Source organism: Novipirellula caenicola, assembly GCF_039545035.1.
Taxonomy (GTDB): Bacteria; Planctomycetota; Planctomycetia; order Pirellulales; family Pirellulaceae; genus Novipirellula; species Novipirellula caenicola.
This window is the reverse complement of the sequence record NZ_BAABRO010000016.1, coordinates 43,085-62,966: the sequence shown is the minus strand read 5'-3', so window position 1 is coordinate 62,966 and position 19,882 is coordinate 43,085. Positions and strand designations below refer to the sequence as shown.

At 55.4% G+C, this 19,882-nt stretch carries 16 protein-coding genes; 10 read left to right on the top strand and 6 right to left on the bottom strand.

The genetic code is table 11. From position 1 onward, the window contains the following. Positions 1 to 100: 100 nt before the first annotated feature. Together ABEA92_RS24190 and ABEA92_RS24185 are read right to left on the bottom strand one after the other, a co-directional pair. Positions 101 to 1,414 (bottom strand): nickel pincer cofactor-dependent isomerase, group 22, encoded by a 1,314-nt coding sequence (locus ABEA92_RS24190; RefSeq protein ID WP_345687092.1) that lies wholly within the window; start codon positions 1,412 to 1,414, stop codon positions 101 to 103. Further along, positions 1,411 to 3,261, bottom strand: a complete 1,851-nt coding sequence (locus ABEA92_RS24185; RefSeq protein WP_345687090.1) for a leucine-rich repeat domain-containing protein — start codon at positions 3,259 to 3,261, stop codon at positions 1,411 to 1,413. Before ABEA92_RS24185 ends, ABEA92_RS24190 begins: the two co-directional genes overlap by 4 nt. A gap of 368 nt (positions 3,262 to 3,629) precedes the next feature. Between ABEA92_RS24185 and ABEA92_RS24180 the strand changes: the two genes are divergently transcribed. The 3 genes from ABEA92_RS24180 (at position 3,630) to ABEA92_RS24170 (ending at position 7,233) form a co-directional block, all read left to right on the top strand. Next, positions 3,630 to 5,153: a sulfatase family protein gene (locus tag ABEA92_RS24180; protein WP_345687088.1), complete on the top strand. Its 1,524-nt coding sequence runs from the start codon at positions 3,630 to 3,632 to the stop codon at positions 5,151 to 5,153. 106 nt (positions 5,154 to 5,259) lie between these two features. Continuing rightward, positions 5,260 to 5,532 carry a hypothetical protein gene (locus ABEA92_RS24175; RefSeq protein WP_345687086.1) on the top strand — a complete coding sequence of 91 codons (273 nt, stop codon included), beginning with the start codon at positions 5,260 to 5,262 and terminating at the stop codon, positions 5,530 to 5,532. Positions 5,533 to 5,829: 297 nt separating this feature from the next. Next, the gene (locus ABEA92_RS24170) at positions 5,830 to 7,233 is read left to right on the top strand and encodes a DUF1501 domain-containing protein (protein WP_345687084.1); all 1,404 of its coding nucleotides are present in this window, start codon (positions 5,830 to 5,832) and stop codon (positions 7,231 to 7,233) included. A gap of 160 nt (positions 7,234 to 7,393) precedes the next feature. Here the strand turns inward: ABEA92_RS24170 and ABEA92_RS24165 are convergent, their stop codons facing one another. Beyond that, positions 7,394 to 8,653, bottom strand: coding sequence for an IS1096 element passenger TnpR family protein (locus tag ABEA92_RS24165; RefSeq protein ID WP_345687082.1), 1,260 nt, complete (start codon positions 8,651 to 8,653; stop codon positions 7,394 to 7,396). A gap of 238 nt (positions 8,654 to 8,891) precedes the next feature. Here ABEA92_RS24165 and ABEA92_RS24160 point away from each other — a divergent pair, with 238 nt between their 5' ends. The 3 genes from ABEA92_RS24160 to ABEA92_RS24150 all read left to right on the top strand — a co-directional run bounded on the left by ABEA92_RS24160 (position 8,892) and on the right by ABEA92_RS24150 (position 13,856). After that, on the top strand, positions 8,892 to 9,950 hold the full coding sequence (locus tag ABEA92_RS24160) for an alpha/beta hydrolase (protein ID WP_345687080.1): 1,059 nt from the start codon (positions 8,892 to 8,894) through the stop codon (positions 9,948 to 9,950). Positions 9,951 to 10,237: 287 nt separating this feature from the next. Then, complete coding sequence (locus ABEA92_RS24155; RefSeq protein WP_345687078.1) at positions 10,238 to 11,584, top strand: sulfatase family protein; 1,347 nt, start codon at positions 10,238 to 10,240, stop codon at positions 11,582 to 11,584. Positions 11,585 to 11,639: 55 nt separating this feature from the next. Beyond that, entirely contained in the window at positions 11,640 to 13,856 is a 2,217-nt protein-coding gene (locus ABEA92_RS24150) for a sulfatase-like hydrolase/transferase (protein ID WP_345687076.1), read from the top strand. A 22-nt stretch (positions 13,857 to 13,878) separates the two neighbouring features. On the opposite strand, the gene ABEA92_RS24145 is transcribed toward ABEA92_RS24150, so the two are convergent. Continuing rightward, positions 13,879 to 14,673, bottom strand: a complete 795-nt coding sequence (locus ABEA92_RS24145; protein WP_345687074.1) for a phosphatidylinositol-specific phospholipase C/glycerophosphodiester phosphodiesterase family protein — start codon at positions 14,671 to 14,673, stop codon at positions 13,879 to 13,881. A 130-nt stretch (positions 14,674 to 14,803) separates the two neighbouring features. On the opposite strand from ABEA92_RS24145, the gene ABEA92_RS24140 reads away from it, so the two are divergent. Then, positions 14,804 to 15,196 (top strand): hypothetical protein, encoded by a 393-nt coding sequence (locus tag ABEA92_RS24140; RefSeq protein WP_345687072.1) that lies wholly within the window; start codon positions 14,804 to 14,806, stop codon positions 15,194 to 15,196. Positions 15,197 to 15,648: 452 nt separating this feature from the next. Then, on the top strand, positions 15,649 to 16,710 hold the full coding sequence (locus ABEA92_RS24135) for an NAD-dependent epimerase/dehydratase family protein (RefSeq protein WP_345687070.1): 1,062 nt from the start codon (positions 15,649 to 15,651) through the stop codon (positions 16,708 to 16,710). Positions 16,711 to 16,824: 114 nt separating this feature from the next. Here the strand turns inward: ABEA92_RS24135 and trxC are convergent, their stop codons facing one another. Next, a complete protein-coding gene (trxC, locus tag ABEA92_RS24130; RefSeq protein ID WP_345687068.1) occupies positions 16,825 to 17,244 on the bottom strand; it encodes a thioredoxin TrxC in 420 nt (139 codons plus the stop codon). 12 nt (positions 17,245 to 17,256) lie between these two features. On the opposite strand from trxC, the gene ABEA92_RS24125 reads away from it, so the two are divergent. Next, positions 17,257 to 17,478, top strand: coding sequence for a hypothetical protein (locus ABEA92_RS24125; RefSeq protein ID WP_345687066.1), 222 nt, complete (start codon positions 17,257 to 17,259; stop codon positions 17,476 to 17,478). Positions 17,479 to 17,537: 59 nt separating this feature from the next. Beyond that, complete coding sequence (locus ABEA92_RS24120; RefSeq protein ID WP_345687064.1) at positions 17,538 to 19,217, top strand: ABC1 kinase family protein; 1,680 nt, start codon at positions 17,538 to 17,540, stop codon at positions 19,215 to 19,217. A gap of 147 nt (positions 19,218 to 19,364) precedes the next feature. Here the strand turns inward: ABEA92_RS24120 and ABEA92_RS24115 are convergent, their stop codons facing one another. Then, positions 19,365 to 19,778 carry a hypothetical protein gene (locus ABEA92_RS24115; RefSeq protein WP_345687062.1) on the bottom strand — a complete coding sequence of 138 codons (414 nt, stop codon included), beginning with the start codon at positions 19,776 to 19,778 and terminating at the stop codon, positions 19,365 to 19,367. Positions 19,779 to 19,882: the final 104 nt, after the last annotated feature.

Genomic DNA, 19,882 nt, shown 5'->3' with positions numbered 1-19,882 from the left:
GAATTTGCCATCTCGTCCACAAGAGGAGCGTGCGGCCGTTCCAGGTTAGCATAGCCACGCTAAAGGGGGGGGGAACGTTTTCCATTAGAAGCGGGGCAGTTTACTCGATTAGAAATTCCGATATCGACCGAAGGTTTCCCTCGTCATCGAACCTCAATGGCCCAAGTTCGCCAAGGGTTTCGAGCGCCGCGCCGCTGCGGTCCTCGCCGCGAGCCACTTCGTCCCAGTAGGCTTCGCTGCAGACCAGCTCGCTCAGATGGAGCGTGTCTTGGATCCAGACCCAACGCAGCTGCTGGCGTGTCCGCTTGCCAACTTGTCCCATCGCTGCGACTAACGCTTCGCGATCGCAGTCAAAATGGATCGGCACGGCACCGGCCGTCGCGTGCATGCTGGTCAAACAATTGACGCGAGTCTTTTCGTAATCGATCTTTTCCACCACGCGGCGATGACAAAATTCGGCCACTCCGATCCCGGCGGCATTGCCAGCGGATTGGTCGGTGAGATCACGCACGTAGATCTGTTTGACTTTCGGAAACTCGTCCGCCGCGGCGATCTTGTCGTTCCATTTACGGCCCACCACGTTGGTATCCATTCCGGTGCCGCTGATCTCTTTGCCCATTCGATCGACAATCAAAAGATCGATATGGTCAAACGGCAAACGCGGCATCCGCTGGCGTGCCATCGTCAACAATCGTGGTTCGGCCAACAGGAATTCGGCTGGTTCGACCGCTTCGACATGCGAGACTTGGTCAAACGCATCTTCGATGATCGCGAGCCCGAGCGAGATCGGCGCGGCGGCCTGGATCATCGGCACAATCTCTGCCGCCATCGCGTCTAAACAGTAATCAGCATCCGCCATCGCTTGGTGATAAACGATTGCGCCTTGGTGTTTTCCCAACCCGATCATCAACATCTTGGCCAGCCCGCTTTCGTAGCGGCCGACCAGACGTGTGTGTGGCTTGATCCGGTTCAGCACCACGACGTGATCCATCTGGCTGGCGATTTTGTCAAAGTGAACGTCCAGTCCCTCCGAAGAGGTGCCGATCACGATCGTGTCCATCGAAGCACGGATCTCGCACCCCATCGCCGCTTCCTCCATTCCCAAGGATCGCAACAATGCGGCTTGTCCTTCGGCGGTCGCGCCGCCATGGCTGCCCATTGCCGGCACGATCACGGGAACGCCGCCGCATCGTTTGATAAAATCAACCACGGCCGAAACGAGGGTCGGCAAGTCCGCGATCCCGCGGCTGCCGACGGCAATCGCGACCGTTTGCCCCGGACGAATCCGGCTTGCCAACGTCGAATTGCCAATCGCGGCATCGACCGATTGACGGACATCGTCCACCGCCAGCGAGGCGAAATGTTGGCGAAGCCGGAAACACTGAGGCAGGGCTGATTCCTTGGGGTGAGTCATTGCACGCGCAGCTCCAGCGGATTGAGCTTGACGTTGGGTCGGGCTCGTTTGAACTGCTCGAGCCGAGCATCGGTAACCTTGGTTTGTTGGACGTCCAGGACTTCCAATTTCGGCAGCGACTCGATCACGTCCATCGCCACGTCGGATACCTCGGTCTTGGTCAGCCACAGTGTTCGCAGCTCGTTCAAACCGCCAATCGCCTGGATCAGCGTGTCGTCGATCGCCGCAAAACTGAGATCAAGTTCCTCGAGTTTCTGGGCATTTTTCAAAGAACCGGCGATGCGGTTATCGACCGCCGTCGCTTCGAGACTTAACTGCGTCAGCGACGTGGCACCGGCCAGAACCGAGTTCACGACGCCCGAATCGATTTGGCGATTTCGCGAAAGATCCAGCCAATCGAGCTGCGGCAGTTTTGGAAATCGTTCAATCCCATCGGCCGTCACTTCACAGGACGACAAACACAACCGCTTCGTCGTGGGATCAGGCGGATTGCGTTTCAGATCATCGTCATTGACGCTCAGAAACGAACGCAGCGGCTGCACGCCCGTGTCGGGGGCGGCAACGTTGGGGTAAGGGGATTCGATTCCATACAACTCGGCCAAACGGTGATAGATCCATTTGCGGTTTTCAACGTTGCCACCATCAAGCAATTGATGGGTGTGGGCGATCGCGTGCGCGTAGTAGCGAGCCAGATCGGGGCGTTGTTGAGCTTGCAGCCGGCCTTCGGGCCCGAGTTCCGAAAGCGGCATAAAATCGCCTCCGACCAACGTGCGGTAACGAGCGTATTGCAGCCGCGAAGCATCCCACCCGCCGAGCGTCGCATGACTCGGGTGCAACTGCAGTGATTCAAAGTAGCCGGCGATGCCTTCGATTAACCAGAACCCGGCATCTTCGCCAGGCATTTTGTCGCTTCCCGAACGGCTGGTCCGCGCGCGAGTCGATCGCGTGGCTTCACGAAACAATTGATGCGTCAGTTCGTGGCGACGTGTTGCTTCGGTTTCCTCGTGCCCGGCAAACAGGAACGTCGTGCGATTTTCGTCACTGTAAAAACCAGTGGAACGCTCGATCCCCGGAATCGCTTTAGAAAGCGTCGCAGCGTACTCGTTCCAATCCCGAAAGAGCACGACTTTCATTTTCGTACGTGTGGAAAGCCGCGACGTTTTTTTGGCCAAATGATCGGCGATCGACGTTCCAGGGGTCCACTCGGCAAACGCCAACGCGACCTGTTGCTTGCCTTCCCACAACGGGAAAAACATCTGCGTCCAAACCCAATAACACTGTTCCAGGTCGACGGCGACTCGCTTTGAATCATCGTCCGAAGCGCGGCTGTAGATGGTAAAGTGAGGCGATTCGAACTGCTGGTAACTGCCTCGCCGCCACTGCAACCACGACGGAGCCGAGCGACCACGGGCCGATCCGATTTCAATCACTCCTCGAAGGGACAGCCCGAGGAAACGGCGAACCGCTCGATCACCAGGATCGTCGGCATGAGATTGCCATAGTTCGGTGTAAGCCCGCCAAGCCGTATCGGTTGCCGATGATGCCGTGCCCGCCGCTGCAGGCGTGTCCAGCATGGCTTGGTTTGCGAAGGTGGCTCCATTCCACGTTGCCGCATCCACGGCCGTAGCGTCAGCCGGCAATGCGACGGCAAATGTGGTGCGATCGGCCCCAGATGACGGCGTTGCGATCAAGGCAAAAAGAAAAGCGATCTTCAGGATCGGGCAAAGCATCGCGTTCGCACGGCTTACCCATGCCAACCGGCCGGATTGAGCCGGGCCGCTAAGATTGCGACCGAACCAGAGGGCTCGCGAATGAAAAACTTGAAATTGATGCAACGTATTCGCCATCTGATTGTGAATCTATTAAACTAACGCTCTGTCGAAGGTGAGTTTCAAGGTAGCGGGACTCGTCAACGGCTTATTGATTTCCTGAGCCGCGACGCGTCAGCGGCCGGGTCCTTCGCACCACCCGGTGCGTTGTGGCTCATGGCTCACTGTCGCGATTTGCATTTGGTTTAAATCAACAAGCCGTCAAGAGTTTTGGATCATTAGCAATTGCAACGAAAGTCTTGACGACTTCCGCTACAACGCGAGGGTTCCACTGTTTGAAGCTTTCACCATCGCTGCTGCCACGATTGATTTCGATGCTGTTCCCCCCTTCCAACCTCATGCCTTCCCATCCTATGCGAAATCCTGCCCACTTCGGAACGCAGCTCATGCGTTTCGCACTCCTGACACTTGCCCCGATCCTTTCATTATGTTCGCTCGGCAGCCTTGTCGCAGCCGAACGCAATGTGATTTTTATCATCACCGATGACGAAAGCCCTACGCTGGGGTGCTATGGCGATCCGGTTGCCAAGACGCCTGCCATTGATGCGATCGCCGCAGATGGCATGTTGTTTCGCAATGCATTCGCGACCACCGCGTCGTGTAGCGCCAGCCGCAGTGTGGTGATGAGTGGACTGCACAACCATCGTAACGGACAATTTGGTCACCAACACCACTACCACAAATTTGCGTCGTTTCACGACGTGGTCGGTTTGGCGATGCCGCAAGTGATGAAGAACGCAGGCTACCGCACGGGACAGATCGGCAAGTACCACGTAGCGCCCGAGGCGGTTTATCACTTCGAAACCTATCTAAAAGGCAATTCACGCAACGCCGTTGAGATGGCCGATGCGAGTCGCGACTTCATCATCGATTCGAGCGATGATCGGCCTTTCTTTTTGTACTTTGCCACCTCGGACCCCCATCGCGGTGGCGGCGTGGACAAGACCAGCAAGCTCGAACTGAAGCCCGATCTCTTTGGCAACAAGCCCAACGGCAAAGCTTATCCCGGCGTCGACGAGGTGTTCTACGATCCTGCGGACGTGGTCGTGCCGGCGTTTTTGCCCGACACGCCCGAGACACGCGAAGAGCTGGCTCAGTACTACCAATCGTGTTCGCGGATTGATCAAGGCGTCGCTCGCTTGGTTGAGATCCTGAAGGCCAACGATCTCTACGACAAGACGATGATCGTGTTTACCGCCGATCACGGAATGGCGTTCGCCGGAGGCAAGACGACCGTCTACGAAGGAGGGCTGCGAGTTCCCTTTGTCGTTCGCGATCCCTACCAAAGCGAGCGCGGGGTCGAATCCGAGGCCCTGATCAGCCACATCGACATCACTCCTTCGATCCTCGATTTTGCCGGCGGGTTGGATCCGAAAACAAACGGCCCCAAAAATCCAATCAACGTCAAAAAGTATTGGGCCGAGCGTGACGAGGCGATGAAAGACAACCGTGACGGAGGCAAGAAATTCGACTCCTACCACGGCAAATCATGGATGCACTGTTTGGCAAATCCGTCCGAACCACATCACGAAACCATTTTTGCCTCGCACACGTTCCATGAAATCCAGATGTATTACCCTATGCGAGTCGTTCGCGACGACAAGTACAAATTGATCTGGAATATCGCCTATCCACTGCCGTACCCGTTCGCTTCGGATTTGTGGGCCGCCAGCAGCTGGCAGGCTCAGTGGAAGAAAGGCCCTGACGCGCCGTACGGCAACAAGACTGTCGACGGCTATGTTCACCGCCCCCAATTCGAGCTATACGACATTGCGGCCGATCCGAATGAAACGAGCAATCTAGCCGACAGCGAAGGGCACAAAGATATCCTGGAGCGTTACAAGGCCAAGCTGAAAGCGATGCAGAAAGAGATGCAGGATCCGTGGATCATGAAATGGGATTACGAATAGCAGATGGCGGGCATCTGCGGATGTTTTCGTTGCGTGGTCGCCATGCGGCAACTATCCTAACAGACCCACGTTTTCCTTCGTTCCTCGTGAGTTTTGCCATCTATCGATGATCTATTTCATTCTCTGGGTCGTCTTTCTCGTCGCGGTCATCCTGGCGGTACCGATTGTATCGCTAATGGGCAACCGTAAACCGCGAGAACCCAAGGCTGCCGCCGACCCCGAGGCCATGCCCGAGGAAGCGGAAGAGCAAGCGTTCGGCGAAAACGAAGGTTTTGCTGGTGACGAGGTCGCAGCCGAAATGCCCGCAGACGATGGATTTGGCGGTGAACCGATGGCGGGCGGCGACGACGCCTTCGAAGGCTTCGAAGAGCTGAAGTAGTCCTGCAAGAAGTAGTCCTGGAAGCGGCGGAACGCGGACTGCAAGGACGTTTTGGACGCACCGCTCGCGAGTCCCATGCAACAACATGGACTGTAAACGAGGTTTGTTTTGCGGTGAGGCGTGCGCCAATCGCGTTTTCCTTGTTTCGGATCGAACGCCCCCGCGACGGTCACCTACAGACGGACACCTAGAAATTGCCCGCGACACGCTGGCAAGATCCGTTAGAATAGCAGCGTCCTCAAGATCCCCCCTCGCTCGCTCCCGCCTTCCCTCCCTTCCTTCGATGAGTGCGATTCGATGAATCCATTTTCGTGTTCTCTTTCGCGTCGTGAAATGCTGCGCCGATGTGGTACCGGTTTCGGTGCGGTCGCATTGGGCGACATGCTCAGCCGAGACGCGATGGCCGCTGAATCGTTACCGCTGCAATTTCCCGCCAAAGCGAAATACGTCATCCATCTGTTCATGAACGGGGGACCGAGCCATGTCGACACGTTCGATTACAAACCGGCACTGGCCAAGTTCGATGGCAAAACAGCGCCCACCGGCACCTTAAAAACAGAACGTCCCACCGGCAACGTGATGGGGTCTCCGTTCAAGTTCAAACCCTACGGCGAAAGTGGAATTCACGTCAGCGAGTTGTTTGCCAAAACAGCCGAGCACATCGACGACATCTGCGTGATCAATTCCATGCATGCCGATGTGCCCAATCACGAACCTTCGCTGATGTTGATGAATACGGGCGAATCGCGACTGGTCCGCCCCAGTGTCGGGTCATGGGTCACGTATGGACTTGGCAGCGAGAATGAGAATTTGCCGTCGTTCATCGTCATGTGCCCGGGGGGCTATCCGATCAAAGAGTCCCAGAATTGGCAAAACAGCTTCCTGCCGGGTAAATACCAGGGCACCTATATCGATTCGAGTCACGAGCGCGTCGAAAAACTGATTGACAACATTCGCTCGCCTGGAGTCTCAGAGTACGACCAGCGTCAACAATTGGACCTGCTGGCGTCGATCAACCAACGTCATGCAGCCCAGCGTCCTGAAGACCCACGATTGGAATCACGAATCCAGTCGTTCGAACTGGCGTACCGGATGCAGTACGAAGCAACCGATGCATTTGATGTTTCGCGAGAGACGGCGGCGGTACGAAAAGCCTATGGCCCCGGCGATTTCGCACGTCAAACCTTGATCGCCCGGCGGTTGGTCGAGCGAGGCGTACGGTATGTTCAGCTTTACACCGGAGCCGGACAACCTTGGGACAACCATGACGACTTGAACGCCGGCCACAAACGGCTCGCCGGCCAAGTCGACCAGCCAATCGGGGCGCTATTGGCCGATCTGAAACGGCTCGGTTTGCTCGAGGAAACCTTGGTGATTTGGGGTGGCGAGTTTGGCCGGACGCCGGTGGTGGAGATGCCCAAAGAAGGCTCGAACCAGGGCAAGATGAATGGTCGAGACCACAACCATCATGGCTTCACCATGTGGATGGCTGGCGGCGGTGTCAAAGGCGGCCAGACGATTGGGATGACCGACGAGATTGGGTTCAAAGCGGTTGAAAACCGCGTGCATGTGCACGACTTGCACGCCACGATGCTGAAGCTGATGGGATTTGATCACAAGAAATTGACCTACCGCTATGCCGGTCGCGATTTCCGATTGACCGACGTCCACGGCCGCATCATCGACGACGTGATCGCGTAGCCACACTCGAACCCAACGGGGTGTAACGGTTAATATTGGTCGATTTCAAAAGCCTACCATGCTGTAGCAAGTCACCTCGCCCGGCGAAGCTGGGAGAGGTAGCCGCAAAGCCATCGCAACCGGCCTACCACTACCACGCTAAACTTGAAACCGCCCTGGGTCATCCTTGCGTTGATTCATCCTCGTCCCCGTAATCATCCTCGTCGTCATCCTCATCATCCCATTCATCTTCGAACGGGTATTGCTTGGGTGCCTCACCGAATCGATCAGTGATCTTCGGTTCCTCGTACTCATCGGGCAGATCGCTTAAGTCTTCGATCAAGACATTGAATTTCCAATCATCACCAAAGTCAAAATGAAAGAGCATCGATTCGCCCTTTCCGATGGGCAGATGCCCCAGCATCATTTCGTCGGCGAAGTAAACTCCATCCCTTAATTGCGGACAAATGACGGTCTCATTCTGGCCGCGTTTGTTGCGATATTCAAACTGGTAGAGGTGATCGAATTCAAAATCGAAAGCTTCGATGATCAGCGCCGCAAGTTCCTCGAGCGTTGTCTCGTCTGGAGCGACGATCCGACGCCAGACATCACCCCACGAGACTTTGAGCGTGAACTGAAATTCTTGAAACTCAGACTCGGGCTCTGTCAATGATTTTTTCCATTCTGGAAAGTAGGGCTTCAACGTAGCCTGAAATTCCTCGTCCGAGTCGGAGACACGATTCTTGAGCCCGCAGCAGGCACAGAACATTGCATCTCCGAACGGAAGTCGCTCGACCCACTGAAGTTCAGCCGACTTTCCGGCTTTGGCTTCGGATGCATACTTAAGTCGCAACCAACCGAATTGATGCATCAAGTTGTATGCGACGTGATACTCAAGCCCTAGATCGTCAAGAATAGATGATTTACGCCTATCGAGATATAAATACGCGTCTTCAAATCTCTGTTTCAAACCATGCGAATGCATGCCACGTTCTCCAACGATCTCGAAAGAGGCGGTCGTCATACAAGTGCCGAGCAATGACATGTATTGATCCGTGGGCTCTAGAGATTCCCACTGCGCTCGCATTTCAGGATCGACGAACATCCTGCGTTTCGGCTTGTCTTCGCCTACCACCAACCCGCTGGAACGCAGCAATAAGAACAATCCCATCAGAGCGGGAAACGATCTCAGTTGCGGTCGCTTGATATTGTGAACCAGCGGCGTGGTGAGCCGTTGGTTGAATTCATCGAGCCGACCTTGCGGCAAGAGAAAATACTTGCTGGTGGTCGGCAATCCCTCGCCAATCGCCTCGATCAACATTTGGATATCGATCAAAATCGAGCCGGGATTCCCTTTTTCAATGGTTTGCTTGCGTAGGATATCTGCGTTCGGCTTTGTCAGACCGTTGATGTAGAGATTGCGTATGTCGTCGGCCAACATTTCTTTTTCCAATGATTGTTGATGTTGATTCTCGAATTCCCAATATCTCGCCGGGCAGGAGCCTTTTCATTTCTTTGCCATTGGAATCTTTCGATCGCTCTGCGATTTCTTTGCGAACTCGAACTCGTCAGGCGGCAATTCTAAGTAGAATAGCGTCCCCTCTGGGGCGTTTGTCGACAAATCATCCAGCATCCCGTGCCTCCCCCCCCAATATCTCTCCGCAAAGTTCTTGATGTTCATGAAATCAATGGTTCGTTTGACGTCCACTTGCTTCGTCGCCCTCCTTGCCATCCCGGTTAGCTGCAGTCTCGCGTCGGCGGCGGACACCTATTCCGAAAATCCTGGGACCGAGGGCAATGGCAAGCACATTGTCGGCCCCAATTACTCGATCGATCCCGATTTAACCGACCGAGGAAATCCGAAGGGCAAGTATTTTGAATTCACGATGCCACTTGCCGACAGCAAGATTTTTCCGGGCACGGACACCACGCTGAACCCGAAAAAGGAAGTTCGCAAGGAACGAAAGATTTTTGTCTATGTTCCCGCCGCCTACGTCGACGGGAACAAGGCTCCGATCTTGGTCACGATGGATGGTCCGAGCCGATTGGATTTGGTCCGCAACGCACTCGATAATTTGACGATCTCAAAAGATCCCAACCGCAGGTTGCCCGCCTTTATCGCGATCGCGGTCCAAAACGGAGGCAACGATGGCAAGGGAAGCGAACGAGGACTTGAGTATGACACGATGTCCGACCGCTATGCTCGGTTCATCAACGACGAAGTGCTGCCCGCGGTGCTCAACAACCCGATAATCAAAGCGGCCTATCCCAACATTGGCTTCACCGAAAACCCATGGGGCCGAGCCGCGATGGGATGCAGTTCCGGAGGCGCCGCGGCGCTGACGATGGGCTGGTTTTGCCCCGACTTGTTTCGCCGCTTGATCACTTACTCGGGCACCTTTGTGGACCAACAAGACGACGACGCTCCCGAAGAAGCCGATTACCCGCTGGGGGCTTGGGAATACCATTCGAGCATGAAATTGATCGCCAACAGCGAAAAGAAGCCGCTGCGAATCTTTACGCATGTCTCCGAGAACGACAACCGCGCGAACGATCCCGAGAGAACGCATCACAATTGGGTGATGGCCAATGAGCGGACTGCCGCAGCACTAGAAGCAAAGGGATATGATTACCGCTACGTGTTTAGCCGAGCGACACGGCACTGTGACCGCAAAGTGTTCGAGCACACGCTGGCTGACACGTTGGTATGGATGTGGCGAGGCTATCACACCGAGTGATCACTTGGGGCCGCTGAGCAATCACGATCACAACCCGCTTTGAAGACGTTCCCCGGACCAAAGGCCGAGCAAACGGCCGGGCCGTTGGCCCTTCCATTCATTGGTTTTCTTGGTCCCAGCCCGTTGGGCTGGGCTAGGTAAACGCCCGGGGCTTTGCCCCTAAAGATAAACACGCAGCATCAAAACATACGCGTCGGGTTGTGATCTTATTAAGCTGGACGTTCTTGGACGACACGGACCGTTCGGTGCCCCGACACTACCTCGCCATCTCTTACCCAAGCCTGACCATGATTCGATTTTCTTGGATTGCTGCCGTCGTAGCGTTGACCATCTTGTTGGCGGTGTTTGCGAAACCATCGCTGGCCGAACGCCCCAACGTATTGATCATTTACGGCGACGACCAAGGCTCGATCGATCTGGGGTGTTTGGGCGTCACCGATTTGCAGACCCCGAATTTAGATCGCTTGGCCAACCAAGGACTGCTGCTGACTCAGATGTATTCGGCTGCACCAGTGTGTTCGGCGAGTCGTGTGGGATTGTTGACGGGACGTTACCCCGCACGCGCGGGACAACCTGGCAACGGCGATCTGCGGTCCGAAGAAGTCACGATCGGCGAAGTCTTTCGTGACGCGGGATATCGCACCGGACAAGTCGGCAAGTGGCATCTCGGTCAGACGGCAGAAAAGAATCCGAAGGGGCAAGGTTTTGAGGACTGGCTTGGCCATCTTGGTGGCTGTATCGATAACTACTCGCACTTCTTTTTCTGGGCCGGGCCGAACCGTCATGACCTGTTTGACAACGGACACGAAGTCTATCGACCGGGCGAGTATTTTCCTCAGTTGATGGTGGATCGCTGTAAAACGTTTATCGACAAACCGTCCGATCAACCCTGGCTCCTGTATTGGGCGTTCAACGCGCCGCACTACCCCTATCAAGGAACACCTGATTGGCTCGAGCGTTACAAGGACCTGCCATCCCCCCGCCGTGAGTACGGTGCGTTTTTGTCGACGATGGATCAGTACATTGGTGAAGTGATCGAGCACCTCGATCGCAACGGGCTGAGCGAAAACACGATCGTCATCTACCAAGCCGACCATGGCCACAGCACCGAGATTCGCGCCTTTGGTGGTGGCGGCAACGCCGGGCCCTATCGGGGAGCCAAGTTTTCGCTATTCGAAGGGGGCATTCGAGTTCCATCGATCGTTCGCTTTCCGTCAAAATTCCCCGCCGGCCAAACACGTGACCAATTCATGACCGCTTGTGATTGGTTGCCAACGCTGTGCCAGCTGTGCGACGTAAAACCGCCTGAAAACACGCTCGATGGTGTTTCGATCGCGGATGTTTTGAGTCATGATGCAAAGCCGCCACGCGAAACGTTTTATTGGCAGTTCGGTGGTGGCGGCAAAAACGCTCAGTGGGCGGTCCGCGAGGCGAACTGGAAATTGATCGGTAACCCTCGTGACACGTCGGCAAACGAAACCCAGCGCAAAGACGGTGGCCGATTAAAGGATAAACTGTTTCTTGCGGATCTAAGCCAAGACATTGGCGAGGAAAATAATGTTGCAGAATCTCGACCCGACATCACGCAGCGGTTGCTGAAGTTACGAGCCGAGATGACAAGTGACTTTGAATAGTCAAGTCATACATCCCCCCTATCTAAAAAAACCTTTCCCTCGTTTCCCAACCGCCATGATGAAAAAACATTTCTCTGTGCTATCGCTTATCGTCGTTACCGCGCTGCTGCTAATGCCGGGACGATCACGTGCCGACGAGCGTCCCAATATCGTGTTCTTCTTTGCCGATGATCAAACCACCAGCACGATTGGCTGCTACGGCAACGATGTGATTCAAACGCCCAACATTGATGCGTTGGCCGCGCGAGGCACACGATTCGAAAATGCGTTTGTCAGCCAAGCCATTTGCTGGGTCAGCCGCACCACCATCCTGTCGGGATTAACAGGACGCAGTTTCGGTACCTCCGCGAATCCAGACACGGCGCGGGCCGATGCAGTGGAGTCCTTGTACAGCGACCTATTGCGAGAAAACGGATACCGCACCGGCTACTTCGGTAAATGGCACGCCAAGATGCCTGCGGGCTATCGAAACCAAGATCACTTTGACGAGTTCGAAGCGATTGGGCGAAACCCGTACTACAAAAAACAAGCCGATGGCAGTTTGCGTCACGAAACCGAATTGATCGTTGATCGCGGCATCGAGTTTGTCAAGAATCAGCCTAAGGACAAACCGTTCGCGCTGAACATGTGGTTCAACGCTTGCCATGCCGAAGACGGTGATCGTCGCCCTGGGATCGGTCACTTCCCATGGCCTCGTGCGGTCGACGGGATGTACGAAGACGTCCAAATCGCCCCACCACGACTCGGCGATCCCGCGATCTTCGACGGACAACCCGACTTTCTGAAAACCACGATCAATCGCGAACGTTATTTTTGGCGATGGAATACCGACGAAAAATATCAAACCAATATGCGAGCTTACTACCGCATGGTTAGCGGTATCGATGGCGCAATCGGGCGTTTTATCGACGCATTGGAAGAAGCCGGATTGGCTGACAACACGATCATCGTTTACTCGGCCGACAATGGCTACTACATGGGCAACCGTGGGTTTGCAGGCAAGTGGTCGCATTACGAGGAAGCGCTTCGCGTGCCGATGATCATTGCAGACCCGCGAGTTCCAAAAACTCAGCAAGGCAAAGTCAGCGACGCGATCGCGTTAAACTTGGACCTCCCCGCGACATTCTTGGATTGGGGGAACGTCGAAGTTCCCAAGCGTTATCAAGGTCATTCTCTGAAACCGATTGTGGACTCGCAAAAACCAGCCGATTGGCGGACCGAATCGTTTCATGAACACTTCGCCGTTCGCAATCGGATTCCAGCCTTCGAAGGCATCCGCAACGAACGCTACAAATACGTTCGCTATTTTGATCATGACAACCACGAATTCCTGCACGATCTGAAAAACGACCCTAACGAATTGGTCAATTTAGCCTCGGATCCCGAACATGCCGAAACGCTCAAAGCGATGCGTCAACGGACCACCGATCGCGTCGCTGAACTAGGCGGTCCGCTTGATCCGCTAAAAGGTTTCACGCCCTCGACGGCGCCTCATCCCGAGGCTTCGGCGGCGGTTGGTACGCGAGCGGACAAAGACGGCTTCGTCCGAGTGTTTGACGGCAAGACACTGCGTCAGTGGTCGGGCGACTCGCAGTATTGGTCGGTGCAAGACGGTGCGTTGACCGGCGTGACCGATGGCTCGCTCAAGATGAACCGCTTCATCACCTGGAAGAACTCGACGATCCGCAATTTTGATTTGCGAGTCAAAGTCAAAGTCACCGCCGGCGGCAACAGTGGGCTTCAGTATCGCGGCACATCGCGTCCCGATCTCGGATTGGACGTCGTGACCGGTTACCAATGCGATGTCGTCGCCGACAATCCCAATTACAACGGGATGCTTTACGAAGAAAAGGGACGCCGAATCCTTTCCCACACCGGCGAGAAAGTGATCATCGACAGCAAGGGACAACCGTGGGTGGTTGGAAAACTTGCGGGCAGTGAAGCGATCAAGGATTTTGACACCGAAGCTTGGCACGATTACCGCGTCTTGGTTCGCGGCAATCATCATCAACATTGGATCGACGGGCATCCGACCGCCGACCTGATCGATTTGGACGAGAAGGGACGTTCGCTCGAAGGTGTGTTGGCCGTCCAAGTGCACGTCGGGCCCGCGATGAAGATCCAGTACAAAGATTTTAAGATCAAACATCTACCCGACGATCTGCCGCTGCTGACCGCCGAAGATCATCCGATCCCTAGCGACGCCTACGGGGTGAAACCGCAAGGCCGATTGCCCAAAGATTGGAAAGCACCTGTTTACGGGCAGCAGTAAGTCTGCAGAGCAATTGAATCGACTAGCGGTCGCGGTCGATTTGGCGAAGAAACGTTTCCAGTCCTGCTAGATCGTCGGTGTTGATCATGTCGACACCGTTTCCATGCAGGACACGCCACATCGCCGGGGTATCCGGGGTCGCCCAAAAACGAACGCGTCTGCCCCGAGCATGTGCAGATGCGATCGTCTGATCCAACTTCTGCTGGTCCTCGGTGCTGATCGTTCCTTTGCCATTCCAGCGAAAGTGTTTGCGCCAATTGTCGCTGATCAGCGGCATTAAATGGCTGGGCAAACGCGACCCCAGATCGCTCAGTCGACCGTCAATGCCCGCGTATCGCACGGTTTCCGCGGTCATCATTTCAAAGGGGCGATTGCCGGAAACGATCACGGTGACGGCATTGCGATGCAGTTCGCCGTCTCGTACCACCGAAATCATCTCGGGATATCGAGCCAGCGTTTTTGCGAGCGCTGCGTAGGTGGGCTCGGCTGCACTCTTGATATCGATCAGCAGATAAAACGGATCGTCGGTGGCGTGGACCGATCCGTGGTTCTGACGCACGCGTTGTTGTAGCGGATTGAGATACAGTGACTGTAGCGTTCGTTCAGGCTTCAGTTCGTCCTGGGAATGAGCGACCCACAATTCACTGCCGACCAGATAGATGTCTGCTTCGACGCTGGTAAATCCGTGATCCAGTGCATCCAGCAACGGACGCGAGTGCGCATAATCGTTGTGGGCATGAGCGAGCGCAAGCGGTGGGGCCGCATTGGTTTGGCTATACACGCGGGTTTCAACCGTCGCGACAGACAAGAAGGTCATCAGGATCATGCTAAGTTGGAATTGCTTCAATGGATGTCATCCTGTGTGGGAAAGGGACCGTACCGAAATTGGTTTAGGAATCCGCGCAGCTCATCCTACCATCAGGGCTCTGGGTAGGCAGGAACCCATCATGAAACAACGAATCATTCAAGTAGAGCTGGCGACCGTCGCGGCCACCACCATCGGGCTGTTTGTCGTATTGTTGGTTGGCTATTTGTCGTGGCCGATAGCGCGAGGCGTGTCGGGAATTGGGATCGGCACCGGGGTTGCCGCCATGGTGGCGTGGGGAATGCACGCCCGAGTCACGTCGCCGCCGTCGATCATCGCCAGCGGCATCGCAGCGATGGTGGCATGTTTCTTTGCGATCGCCAGTGCCGAAGTGCTGCCTGCCGGGTCTGTGCAGTGGATGGTGCAAGGTGGGATCTATGGAGCTTGTTTCGGGATCCCGGTCGCACTGATCCTGGGTCCACTCGGTCTGTTTAAACAGCCGTCGCGAAACGATTCTCTGCAGCGTGGACGTTAGCAATCGGCGAATGCTTACCGGGGGACGGAAACAAATTTGCCAACCTTTCGCCTTCCTTTGGGATCGGCTCGCGGGTCGCGACTCGGATTGGGACGACGCAAGATTGCCCGAGGACTCGCTTCGGCGGACATCGCTTTCGCCCGCCCCCGCCAAACGCCCCCTCGGAACGTCTTCACCACGTTTTTCTGCGGAAAACGAACGAAACAGCTGTCACCACCCTATCGCCGTGGGGCTGGCTTTCTGAGAAATCCACAAAAAACGCTGGGTCCAGTCCTATTGGGGGAGTACACTCGATGGTACATCCTTTGCATTGCGAACGCTTTGCAATGACCGTGCATCGCAGACGGTGCTGTCGCGCGAGAGAGAAAGCCGAGGTTGGAGGCCTTGGCGTGTGTTGGAAATCCCAGGATCGGAATTGACGAGTTAAACATCGATTGAAGAGGGCGCAGATCATGACTCATGCTTTGGTGACGGGAGCGTCTGGGTTCATTGGTGCACACTTGGTTCGCGACTTGACGCGACGGGGGTATGAAGTTTCTTGCTTGGTCCGCGAGCACTCTGACCGTAGCCGACTCGCCCCCTATTCGCCCCATTTTGTGATCGGCGATGTCACCGACCCTACATCCATTGCCTCCGCGCTAGATGGCATTGACGAGGTCTATCACCTCGCGGGGATTACCAAATGTTTACATACTCGCAACTACACCCGGATCAACGAACAAGGTGTTGCGAATGTGTCAAAGTGCTGTGCGGAACGTGACCAGCCCCCGGTGTTGGTGGTCGTCTCGTCGCTTGCCGCAGCGGGCCCGTCGTCGGAATCCAGACCTCGCACCGAATCCGACACTCCGAACCCCGTATCAAATTATGGACGTAGTAAATTAGCCGGGGAACGCGCGGCGATGCAGTTTGCGACGAAGGTCCCCACCACCATTGTGCGGCCTCCCATCGTTTTGGGCCCCGGAGACCGTGACGGGTTAGAGATGTTCAAAACCGTTGCGAAGTTCGGCTTCCACCTCGCACCAGGTTTTCATGACGACCGGGTTTCGGTGATCCACGTCGAGGACCTCAGCAAAGCGTTGATGTTGGCCGCCAGCCAAGGCCAGCGGATCTCGACCAATCCCGACGATTCAACCGGAATCTACTTTGCTGCCGACAGCGAGAATCCGACCTATGCCGAACTGGGACGCATGATCGGCCGCACGCTGGGTCGATACCGCGCCTGGGTGATTCGCAGTCCGAAACCGGCGGTGTGGTGCATCGCCGCGTTCAATGAACTTGTCTCTCAAATCGTGCGGCATCCCAACATTCTGAACTTGGACAAAGCACGCGAAGCGACGGCAGGTTCATGGACCTGTTCAAGCGAAGCACTGAATCGCGACACCGGATTTGTGCCGGATCAACCGCTGTACCAACGTCTTGCCCAAACGACTCAGTGGTACGTCGAGCAAGGCTGGTTCGAAGCGCCACGGCAAATGCAGCCGTTGTTAAAAGAACGTCACCCGACGGTTTCCTAAAACCTGACGGTTGCCCAAGTTTGGCGGGATCTCCTCGATCGCCGCTCCGATCTCATCCGCTCGGCCGATTCTGAAAACGGCTGACGCCTCGCAATAGCAGCACCTCTGCTGTGATCATCTGCCACGTGCAAAGGCTACGATCTGCTGTGTGTTGACGGCGCCCGATTGCCGCGACAATTCGTCACCCGATTGGAACAGAATCATGGTCGGAATCCCCGAGATCCCAAACTGTGACGAAATCTGAGGCGCGTCTTCGGTATTCAGCTTCGCCAGAATCGTCTCGGACGCCAGCAGTTCTGCGGCCGCGGCAAATGCAGGAGCCATCATCCGGCACGGGCCACACCAAGGCGCCCAAAAATCAACGAGTACCGGCAGCTCCGTGCGAGTGATGAACTTTGTGAACCATTCGGCCGACAGGTCCACGGGATAATCTGGCAGTAGCGAGGTTTTGCATTTGCCACATACCGGTTTGTCGCGGACCTTGGACTCGGGCACCCGATTCACCGCGCCACATTGTGAACAGACAAGATTCACGGAGAAATTTCCTTGAAGAGTTTTTGGTTGCGAGTGAGCTTGCGATGGCAGTCGACCTGCGATCGTCTCGGCAAGCGAGCAAACCGGGTGCCAGCCCAAGGCGAATGTTGTCACAATGTCGTCGATCCCATTGCGGTCATCCGCGTCGACCGGAACGCAGCGGAGCGGCATCCCCCCTACCAATACGCCATCGGCGGCACGTTGGTCGGCGGCACGTTGGTTGCGTTGCTATGATTGCGTTTGCACCGCAGCTGGCTTCGTTATTTTCTTAAACCGTTACCGAACACGCGAACATGGATTTAATCGACGTCCCCCAATTTGTTCGCAATGCCGACCGATTCCGCGAAGTCGTCGCGGTGCTTGCCAAGCACGGGTTGGCAGATTGGTTGTCGAATATTCCGATTCCCTGGCTCCACCGTTTCCGAGGCCACAGCGACGACACCGAACTGACGACCGAACAGCGAATTCGCGTCGCCTTGACCGAGCTAGGAACCACCTTTATCAAGCTCGGGCAAGTCCTCAGCACACGCCCTGACTTGGTTGGCGAACGGCTGGCCGATGAACTCGCTCAGCTCCGTGCGAATACTCCCGCCGACGAAGCCAACATCATTGTGGCGATGATCGAATCCGAACTAGGCGACTCGATTAATCACTTGTTTGCCGAGTTTGAACCGACGGCGATGGCGTCCGCGTCGATCGGCCAAGTTCATGGTGCGACACTGCACGACGGCCAATCGGTCGTCGTCAAGGTACAACATCCGGGTATTGAACGACGCATCGTCAACGACTTGGAAATCATGACCAAGCTTGCGGAGATCGCCGAACAACAATCGGCGCGGCTGCGTCAATATCGCCCGGTGCATACGATGCGTGAGTTCCAACGAACCTTGATGAAGGAGTTGAACTTTGATCGTGAACTGCGAAACATGGAACTCTTCCGACGCAACTTTGCCAACGATCCCACCATTCGTATCGCAAAAGCGTACCCCAACCTCAGCTCTCGACGCGTGCTGACGATGGAGCGTTTCGAGGGGATCAGTCTTTCGGAAAAAACACGACTCGAAGCATCGGGAATCGATTTGGACGAGATGGCTCGCCGCGGTGCAAGTGTGTTTGTGGAGATGATTTTCCGAGACGGTTTCTATCACGCGGATCCGCATCCTGGAAACCTGATGTTACTGGCGAACCAAACTGCCGGAAACGCCGAGCCTGTTGAAATAGGCATCCTCGATTGTGGCATGGTGGGACGCATCGACAATGAACTGCGAGAACACCTTGAGTTAGGGTTAATCGCCGCCGTGGGACAAGACGCAGCCAAGATCACCGAAGTGGTTGCGAGTGTTGGCGAAGTCCCGATTGGGTTCGATGAACCTCAGTTGATGTCGGCGATCCAAGAATTGTTGGACGAGTACGCGCATCAATCGCTTGGTGAGTTCGATTTAAGTGGCTTTTTGCACGAAATCGTTGAGATCATTCGCGAACACCGAATCTATTTGCCCGCCAAAGTCGCAATGCTGCTCAAAGTGCTGGTGATGCTCGAAGGCACGGCTCATCAGCTAAGCCCCACCTTTTGTTTGGCTGAATTGATCGAGCCCTATGGCAAGAAAGCGATGCTACGACGTTACTCGCCGAAAAAAGTCTACGCTCGGATTAAATCCAACGTCGACGATTGGGAACACTTCATCAGCGTGTTACCTAAAGATGCGGCTGATATCTTGCACAACTTCAAACGTGGCAAGTTTGACGTTCACTTGCAACACCGACGGCTCGAACCTATCGTCAACCGATTGGTGCTGGGGATTTTAACCGCCGCACTGTTCATGGGTTCCGCCTCGTTGTGCAGTAGCCTGGTACCGCCGCTGCTCTTTGGCATCTCCGTTCCGGGATTGATCGGATGCGCAGTCGCGGTGGTCATGGGGTACGGCATCACCCGTTCGATCCGTCGTTCGCACCGCATCGGCGAAGACGATTGAGTTTTGCCGAAGCGGGTGAACGCAAACGCGACAGTAAAATCCCAAAACACACAACCGCCGCAATGCCGTACATTCCGCTTCGGTGCGTTGCTCTGCGGCTCGGTTGACCGTGGAAAGCCGAGAGTTGCGAATCGGCCTTGTCGATTGCTAACAAGCCTGTTCGAGAGCACTTTTCAGCATTGCGACTTTGGCCATCGCTTGGTGATGATGTTTTTTCATTCGCTCATGAGCATTCTGTTGACGCAGATGCAACTCGGCCTGCCTGGCGTGCTGGTCCTTCATCGTTTCATCGACCGCTTCGTTGGAACCATTTTGCAGACTGGCGGCCAAATTTTTCTCATGCGCCTCGAGCGAAGTCTGCAGAGATGCGATCGCATGAGCATGCTCGTCAAGCGCCTTGCCGTGCTCGTTGATCCGTTTGACGGCCTCTTGCAATTGAACAATCGCGGTGCAATGTTCCATTCGCCAATTCTCGATGTCTTCGCCCCAGCACTCGACATCACTTTTCCAATGACGATGATCGGCATGAGATTCGGCTGCAGAGTTAACACTGATGGTCATTGGTTTGGTTCCTTGCGTGACGATGGACATCGAACGGCGTCGGTTTCTCGCAAAAGCAAGACGCGTACCAAAGCGAATCTCTGTGCTTAGAACCTCGTGTTGTC

Coding starts and splice junctions, on each gene's coding strand:
- ABEA92_RS24145 (WP_345687074.1), bottom strand. CDS start 14,673: ATGACCTTCTTGTCTGTCGCGACGGTTGAAACCCGCGTGTATAGCCAA.
- ABEA92_RS24140 (WP_345687072.1), top strand. CDS start 14,804: ATGAAACAACGAATCATTCAAGTAGAGCTGGCGACCGTCGCGGCCACC.
- ABEA92_RS24155 (WP_345687078.1), top strand. CDS start 10,238: ATGATTCGATTTTCTTGGATTGCTGCCGTCGTAGCGTTGACCATCTTG.
- ABEA92_RS24160 (WP_345687080.1), top strand. CDS start 8,892: ATGAAATCAATGGTTCGTTTGACGTCCACTTGCTTCGTCGCCCTCCTT.
- ABEA92_RS24190 (WP_345687092.1), bottom strand. CDS start 1,414: ATGACTCACCCCAAGGAATCAGCCCTGCCTCAGTGTTTCCGGCTTCGC.
- ABEA92_RS24185 (WP_345687090.1), bottom strand. CDS start 3,261: ATGGCGAATACGTTGCATCAATTTCAAGTTTTTCATTCGCGAGCCCTC.
- ABEA92_RS24165 (WP_345687082.1), bottom strand. CDS start 8,653: ATGTTGGCCGACGACATACGCAATCTCTACATCAACGGTCTGACAAAG.
- ABEA92_RS24120 (WP_345687064.1), top strand. CDS start 17,538: ATGGATTTAATCGACGTCCCCCAATTTGTTCGCAATGCCGACCGATTC.
- ABEA92_RS24175 (WP_345687086.1), top strand. CDS start 5,260: ATGATCTATTTCATTCTCTGGGTCGTCTTTCTCGTCGCGGTCATCCTG.
- ABEA92_RS24150 (WP_345687076.1), top strand. CDS start 11,640: ATGATGAAAAAACATTTCTCTGTGCTATCGCTTATCGTCGTTACCGCG.
- ABEA92_RS24115 (WP_345687062.1), bottom strand. CDS start 19,778: ATGACCATCAGTGTTAACTCTGCAGCCGAATCTCATGCCGATCATCGT.
- ABEA92_RS24135 (WP_345687070.1), top strand. CDS start 15,649: ATGACTCATGCTTTGGTGACGGGAGCGTCTGGGTTCATTGGTGCACAC.
- ABEA92_RS24180 (WP_345687088.1), top strand. CDS start 3,630: ATGCGTTTCGCACTCCTGACACTTGCCCCGATCCTTTCATTATGTTCG.
- ABEA92_RS24170 (WP_345687084.1), top strand. CDS start 5,830: ATGAATCCATTTTCGTGTTCTCTTTCGCGTCGTGAAATGCTGCGCCGA.